This is a genomic window from Achromobacter sp. UBA5777 (assembly GCF_002418565.1).
GTDB lineage: Bacteria > Pseudomonadota > Gammaproteobacteria > Burkholderiales > Burkholderiaceae_B > Achromobacter > Achromobacter animicus.
Genome location: NZ_DIEJ01000027.1, coordinates 1 through 7,749 on the forward strand (window position 1 = coordinate 1; position 7,749 = coordinate 7,749).

Here is a 7,749-nt window from a genome sequence, read left to right on the forward strand (position 1 = left end):
CGGCGGTCGCCGCGCCACTAGAAAACGCCGCGCTGGGCACCGACACCGGCGCCTCGGTGCGCCTGCCCGCATCGGTGAACGGCGCCGCCGGATTCCGCGCTACCGTTGGCCGCTACGACGGCGCGGGCATCACCCCCATTTCTCACACGCGCGACACACCCGGACCCATCGCCAACGGCATGGCCGACATCGTGTTGCTGGATGCGATCCTCACGGGCCAGACCGAGCCGCTGGCGCCTCTGCCGCCCGAAGGCATTCGCCTGGGCCTGGCCGCGTACTTCTGGGCCGACCTCGATCCCGACGTGCAGGCGGTTTCAGAAGCCGCCTTGAACAAGCTGCGCGCGGCCGGGGTGACGCTGGTGGAGATGGACATGCCCGACCTGCCCGCCGCCAACGCGGCAGTCGGCATGCCGCTTTGCCTGTTCGAGCAGAAGCCCGACCTGACGGCCTATCTGGCGCGTTATCACGTGGGGGTGAGCTTTGATGAGGTGGTCGCGCAGATATCCAGCCCGGATGTGAAAGGCATCTTCGACAACCTGATCGTGCCGGGCGTGCTGCCCACGCCAGACGGCCAGCTTCTGCCGTTGCAACCGCTGTACGAACAGGCCATCGCAGGCGGCCGGCACGAACTCATCGAGGTCTATCGCCGCGCCTTCAAGCAACACGCGCTGGACGGTCTGCTGTTTCCGACCGTACCGGTCCCCCCGCCGGCGTCCACGCCCGAGGCCAGCAGCTTCGAGACCTTTGCGCGCCTGGCGCGCAACGTGGATCCCGGCAGCAACGCCGGCCTGCCGGGCCTGAGCGTGCCGGCCGGGCTGTCGAATCAAGGCCTGCCGGTGGGCTTGGAGATCGATGGCCTGCCGGGCGAGGACCGCAAGGTGCTGGCGATCGGCGTGGCCATCGAAAAAATATTGGGGCGCATCGCTGCGCCCCAGGTCCAGCCTTAGCCTCAGCCTGGGCTTTCGCGGCAGTCAGCCGCATCAGCCCAGGTTGGGCGCCAGCGTGCGCTTCAGGTCTTCGATGCTGCGGCCGCTGCGGCGGGCGTAGTCCTCAAGCTGGTCTTCGCCGATGACGCCCACGTTGAAGTATTGCGACTGCGGGTGGCTGAAGTAAAAGCCCGACACGCTGGACGCCGGGTACATCGCGTAGCTGTCCGTCAGCATCATGCCGATGTCCTCGCCGTCCAGCACGCGGAACATGTCGGTCTTCACGACGTGTTCCGGGCAGGCCGGGTAACCCGGCGCCGGGCGGATGCCCACGTACTTCTCGGCAATCATGTCCTCGTTGGACAGGGCCTCGTCGGGCGCGTAGCCCCACAGGTCCTGGCGCACGCGCGCATGCAGGCACTCGGCAAAGGCTTCGGCCAGGCGGTCCGCCAGCGACTTGAGCATGATGCTGGAATAGTCGTCCAGCGCCTTCTCGAATTCCGCTTCCTTCTTTTCGATGCCCAAACCGGCTGTGACGGCGAACATGCCGATGTAGTCGACCTTGCCGCTGGACTTGGGCGCGATGAAGTCCGACAGCGACTTGTTGCTGACGCCTTCGCGCTTGGCGCCCTGCTGGCGCAGGTTGCGGTACGTGAACAGCACTTCGCTGCGCGTCTCGTCCTTATAGACCTCGATGTCCTCGTCGTTGACGGTGTTGGCGGGATAGAAGCCCACGACGCCATTGGCGGTGAGCCAGCGGCCTTCGACGATGCGCTTCATCATAGCCTGGCCGTCGGCAAAGACCTTGCGCGCCTGCTCGCCCACCACCTTGTCTTGCAGGATGGCGGGGTACGGGCCGAAGAGACTCCAGGTCTGGAAGAACGGGCCCCAGTCCACGTACTTCGCAATCTCGGCCAGGTCGTAGCTCTTGAACGTGCGGCGGCCGATGAACTTGGGGCGCGGCGGCGTGTAGTTGTCCCAGTCGATCGCCGGACGCGAGGCGCGCGCCTCGGCCAGCGGCAGGATGGGCGTCGCCTTGCGGTTGGCGTGGCGGCGGCGCACGTCTTCGTACTCTTCGGCCAATTCCGTCAGGTAGGCTTCCGACTGGTCGGACATCAGGTTGGTGGCCACGCCCACCGAACGGCTGGCGTCGGGCACGTAGATCACCGGGCCTTCGTAATTGGGCGCGATCTTGACGGCGGTGTGCACGCGGCTGGTGGTGGCCCCGCCGATCATCAACGGCACCTTGCGGCTGCGGAAGTACTCGTCGCGTTGCATTTCCGACGCCACGTACGCCATTTCTTCCAGGCTGGGCGTGATCAGGCCGGACAGGCCGACGATGTCGGCGTTCTCTTCCTTGGCTTTTTCAAGGATCTGCGCGCAGGGCACCATCACGCCCATGTTCACGACTTCGAAGTTGTTGCACTGCAGGACCACCGACACGATGTTTTTGCCGATGTCGTGCACGTCGCCCTTGACAGTGGCGATGACGATCTTGCCCTTGGCGCGCACGTCGCCGCCCGCGGCCGCGATCTGGCGCTTTTCTTCCTCGATGAACGGAATCAGGTGCGCCACCGCCTGCTTCATGACGCGGGCGGATTTCACCACCTGCGGCAGGAACATCTTGCCTTCGCCGAACAGGTCGCCGACGACGTTCATGCCGTCCATCAGCGGGCCTTCGATCACTTCGATGGGACGGCCCCCGCGCGCTTCGATCTTCTGGCGCACTTCTTCCGTGTCTTCCACGATGAAAGCGGTGATGCCGTGGACCAGCGCGTGCGACAGGCGCTGCTCGACCTCGGCATTGCGCCAGGCCAGGTCTTCTTCCTTCTTGGCGCCGCTGCCCTTCACGCTGTCGGCAAACTGCACCAGGCGTTCGGTGGGCGTGCGCTCGTCGTCGGCTTCGGTCTTGCCGACGGGTTCCGGCCGGTCCAGCACCACGTCTTCCACCAGATCGCGCAGCTTGGCGTCCAGGTCTGCGTACACGCCCAGCTGACCGGCGTTGACGATGCCCATCGTCATGCCTTCCTTGACCGCGTAATACAGGAACACGGTGTGGATGGCCTCGCGCATCGGCTCGTTGCCGCGGAACGAGAAACTGACGTTGGACACGCCGCCCGAGATGCGCGCGTGCGGCAGGTTCTCGCGGATCCAGCGCGTGCCTTCGATGAAGTCCACGGCGTAGTGGTTGTGCTCATCAATGCCGGTGGCGACCGCGAAGACGTTCGGGTCGAAGATGATGTCTTCCGGCGGGAAGCCCTCTTCCTCGACCAGGATCTTGTAGGCGCGGCCGCAGATTTCCTTGCGGCGCTCCAGCGTGTCGGCCTGACCCAGTTCATCGAACGCCATCACCACCACCGCGGCGCCGTAGCGGCGGCACAGGCGGGCGTGGTGGCGGAACGGTTCCAGCCCTTCCTTCATGGATATCGAGTTCACCACCGCCTTGCCCTGCACGCACTTCAGGCCGGTTTCGATGACTTCCCACTTCGAGCTGTCGATCATGACCGGCACGCGCGCGATGTCGGGCTCGGACGCGATGAGGTTCAGGAAGCGGTGCATGCAGGCCACCGAATCCAGCATGGCCTCGTCCATGTTGATGTCGATGATCTGCGCGCCGTTCTCGACCTGCTGGCGGGCCACGGCCAGCGCCTCGTCGTATTTCTCTTCGCGAATCAGGCGGGCGAACATCTTGCTGCCCGTCACGTTGGTGCGTTCGCCCACGTTGACGAACAGCGTGTCCTCGTCGATGTTCAGCGGTTCCAGGCCCGACAGGCGGGTCTTGACGGCGATCTCGGGCACGACGCGCGGCGTCAGCGCCGTGACCTTCTCGGCAATGGCGCGAATGTGGTCCGGCGTGGTGCCGCAGCAGCCGCCCGACATGTTCACCAGACCGGCGCGCGCAAACTCCTCGAGCAAGGCCGAGGTATCGGCCGGGGTCTCGTCAAAGCCGGTCTCGGCCATGGGGTTGGGCAGGCCGGCGTTTGGATACACGCAGACGTAGGTGTCGCAGATCTTGGACAGTTCGGCCACATAGGGGCGCATCAACGCCGCGCCCAGCGCGCAGTTCAGGCCGATGGTGACGGGACGCGCGTGCCGCACCGAGTTCCAGAAGGCCTCGACCGTCTGGCCCGACAGGATGCGGCCGGAGGCGTCGGTCACCGTGCCGGAGATCATCACCGGCAGGCGGATGCCGCGTTCCTCGAAGACTTCCTCGGTGGCGAAGATGGCCGCCTTGGCGTTCAGCGTGTCGAAGATGGTTTCGATCAGAACGATATCGATGCCGCCGTCGAGCAGGCCGTTCAGTTGCTCGATATAGGCGACGCGCAGTTCGTCGAACGTGACGTTGCGCGCGCCCGGGTCGTTGACGTCCGGCGAAATGGAAGCCGTCTTGGGCTGCGGCCCCAGCGCGCCGGCCACGAAGCGCGGCTTGTCGGGCGTGCTGTAGGCGTCACAGGCCTCGCGCGCCAACTGCGCCGACACCAGGTTCAGCTCGTAGGCCAGTTCCGGCAGGTCGTAATCGCCCTGGGCGATCGTGGTGGCGCCGAAGGTGTTGGTCTCGATGACGTCCGCGCCCGCATCCAGATACTGGCGGTGAATCTCGGAGATGACGTCTGGCCGCACCAGCGACAGCAGTTCGTTGTTGCCTTTCACGTCCTTGCCGTGCTCGGCGAAGCGCTCGCCGCGGAAGTCCGCTTCGCCCAGCTTGTAGCGCTGGATCATGGTGCCCATGGCGCCGTCCAGGATCAGGATGCGCTTGCCCAGCAGGCGGGCAAAGTCGCCGCCGCGGGTATAGGCTTCGGGAGGGTACGGCAGGCGGGGATACGACACGATCAGGTCCGGATTAGGTTGGCCACGGCAGCGCGGATGTGGCTAAAACGCGAAAAACGCCGAAAAAACAAGCCCTGATCGTAACAAAATGGGCCTTCGCGCGCCTCACGGTGATACAGTTTCGGCCCCGAACCGGTGCTTTCGGCGCATCAGGTTGGGCAAGCACGCAACACTTGCCCGCCGCGAGCGAAAGATAAACGGGAAACAGGAAGACGCCCCCGCAGTGCCGCGCCGCCCGCAAGGCCGCCGCAGCGCCGCCCGTCCAGCCTGTGCTGCCCCCGCAACGGTCCCCATGCGCGCCTGGCGCCCATGGCAGCCCGATACCGGCCTGTTCGCTCGTCAGGATGCCTGTTTCCCGCCACGCGGCCTTTCGGCTCGCCCGGCGCGCCGGCGTCCTTCCCATCGTGAATGGCCTGCGGGGTCGCGGGCTGCACCGAGGTCTTGTAGATGAAAGCCCGCTCCATCCGGCGCTATGCCGGCGCTCTGCTCTGTTCCGCTCCGGCCATCGCCGCCGCCCAGCAAACCGCTCCCGCCCCATCCGAACTCGACAGCATCACCGTCACCGCCCAGCGCGTGCCCACCGACGGCCGCACGCTGCCGGTGTCGATCTCGGTGATCACCGCCGAGGACATCGCGGCCAGCAGCGCGCGCACCATGCAGGACCTGCTGTCCACGCAGGCCGGCATCAACCTGATCAACACCACCAGCTCCAGCGACAACGCCATCGTCGACCTGCGCGGCTTCGGCATCACCGGCGCCAGCAACACGCTGATCCTGATCGACGGCGTCAAGCAGAACACCAACGACCTGTCGGCGCCCAGCCTGGGCGTGGTGCCGCTGGATCAGGTTGAACGCATCGAAATCGTGCGTGGCAGCGGCTCCGTGCAGTACGGCGGCGGCACCACCGGCGGCGTGATCAACATCATCACCCGCTCCGACTTTGCCAAGGAGCCGGTCACCGCCCGCGCCACTGCCACGTTCGGCAGCTACGGCCTGCGCCAGTACGACGCCGCGGTCGCGATGAACAACGAGAAGGTGGGCGTTGACGCCTACATGCAGTCGCTGCACAGCGACGGCTACCGCGACAACAGCGGCGAGCGCCGCGAAGGCGGCGGCGGCGGCATCACCTTCCGCCACGACGACGGCTCGATCCGCCTGTACGGCCGCACCACCACGCAGAAGCTGGAACTGCCCGGCCCGCGCACGATCAACCCGTTCACGGGCGTGAACGAATTCCAGGACGATCCGCGCGGCTCGAAGAACGACGTCGACTACGTCAAGACCACGACCACCACGTTTGGCCTGCAACTTGAGCAGGCCATCGGCGCCGGCGTGCTGTATTCGGACCTGTCGACCCGCGAAAAGAAGCTCAGCGGCCTGACCTACGACGGTTTCGGCGACACGCTGCGCGACCAGAAGCTGGAAGAGAACATCGCCAGCGTGCGCTACCGCCTGCCGATCAACGGCGGCCACAGCGTCGTCTTCGGCGCCGATGCGCAGGAAGCCAAGACCACCGCCGACCAGAACGCCTACTACGACTTCGAACCGTCGAAGTGGCAGTCGCGCCAGCACCAGTACGGCCTGTTCGCCGAAGGCCAGATCCGCGCCACCGACAGCACCTACATCACGGCGGGCGTGCGCCGCCAGTACGCGTCCGATGATCTGGAAGTGATTTCGGGCTCGGGCACGCCGTCCGACCGCAGCCACCACCTGACCGCGTGGCAGTTGGGCGTGCGCCAGGACCTGTCCGGCGGCTTCGGCCTGTACGGCAAGGTCGGCCGCAGCTTCCGCCTGCCCAACGCCGACGAACTGCTGTCGGTTCAGTCGCCGCTGGCCCCGCAGACGTCCACCGACAAGGAAATCGGCGTCACCTGGCAGTCGGCCAGCAGCAGCGCGCGCCTGTCGTACTTCCACTACGACCTGACCAACGAGATCCAGTACAACCCGCTGGCCGACGGCCTGTGGGGCCCGGGCACGGGCGCCAACACCAACCTGGATCCGACCCGCCGCCAGGGCATCGAGCTTGAAGGCCACACCGCGCTGTCCAGCAGCGTCACCGTGGACGCCAACCTGACCTGGATGGAAGCGCAGTTCCGCTCCGGCACCTACGCCGGCGTCGACCTGGCCGGCAAGACCGTGCCGCTGGCGCCCAAGTGGCTGGCCAACGCCGGCGTGACGTGGCGCCCGACCGATGCGTTCCTGTGGAACGTGTCGGCGCAATACGTGGGCAAGTCGCGCATGGACAACGACCAGGCCAACCAGTTCGACAAGGAACTGGACGCCTACGTGCTGTTCAACACCAAGGTCGCGTACAAGTTCACTCGCAACATCGAAGGCGCGGTGGGCGTGAACAACATCTTCGACCGCCAGTACGCCACATACGGCATCCGCGGCGGCAACGCCTCGTTCGAGATGCTGGGTCCCGTCGCCAACTACAGCCTGTACCCCGCCCCCGGCCGCAACTTCTACGCGTCGCTCACGCTACGCTACTGATTGCCGCCTTGCGCACTGGGCCTGCCGGTCTGAGCCTTTGTTGAGGCTCAGGGTCCGCGCAGGCCCTNNGGGCCCGCGCAGGCCCTTTTCTACATTTGTGCCCACCCGACGGAGCCGCTGCATGACCTTTCGACGCGTCCTGACGACTGCCGGCGTTGCGCTGAAGCTGACGCTGACGTTGACGCCGACCTCGGCGCCGAAGTTGATGTCGACGTCGATGCCGAAGTTGACGCCTAAGTTAACGCCGATCCTGGCATTGACCCTGGCGCTGTCTCCGCTGCTGGCCCACGGTGCGCCCGTCATCCAGGTCCAGGACGACCGCGGCCGCACCGTCGCGCTGGACGCCCCCGCCCGGCGCGCCGTGACGCTGGCGCCCCATGCCACCGAACTCATCTACGCCGCCGGCGCGGGCGGATATATCGTCGGCACCGTCCTCGGCAGCGACTATCCAGCCGCGGCGCGCGCGCTGCCCGTCATCGGCGACGGCACGCAGCCGGACGCC

General features: G+C 66.3%; 3 protein-coding genes and 1 pseudogene. 3 read left to right on the plus strand and 1 reads right to left on the minus strand.

From position 1 onward, the window contains the following. On the plus strand, positions 1-947 hold a 947-nt coding region (locus B3446_RS01410), incomplete at its 5' end, for an amidase family protein (RefSeq protein ID WP_291376876.1). A 33-nt stretch (positions 948-980) separates the two neighbouring features. Here B3446_RS01410 and metH read toward each other — a convergent pair. Beyond that, on the minus strand, positions 981-4,754 hold the full coding sequence (gene metH / locus B3446_RS01415; RefSeq protein WP_291376877.1) for a methionine synthase: 3,774 nt from the start codon (positions 4,752-4,754) through the stop codon (positions 981-983). A gap of 447 nt (positions 4,755-5,201) precedes the next feature. Here metH and B3446_RS01420 point away from each other — a divergent pair, with 447 nt between their 5' ends. Then, complete coding sequence (locus B3446_RS01420; protein ID WP_291376878.1) at positions 5,202-7,247, plus strand: TonB-dependent receptor; 2,046 nt, start codon at positions 5,202-5,204, stop codon at positions 7,245-7,247. A gap of 217 nt (positions 7,248-7,464) precedes the next feature. After that, positions 7,465-7,749, plus strand: a pseudogene (locus B3446_RS01425) (cobalamin-binding protein); the annotation flags it as partial.

Excerpts from the sequence above, each read along its gene's own strand:
- B3446_RS01420 (WP_291376878.1), top strand. The coding sequence starts at position 5,202 with ATGAAAGCCCGCTCCATCCGGCGCTATGCCGGCGCTCTGCTCTGTTCC.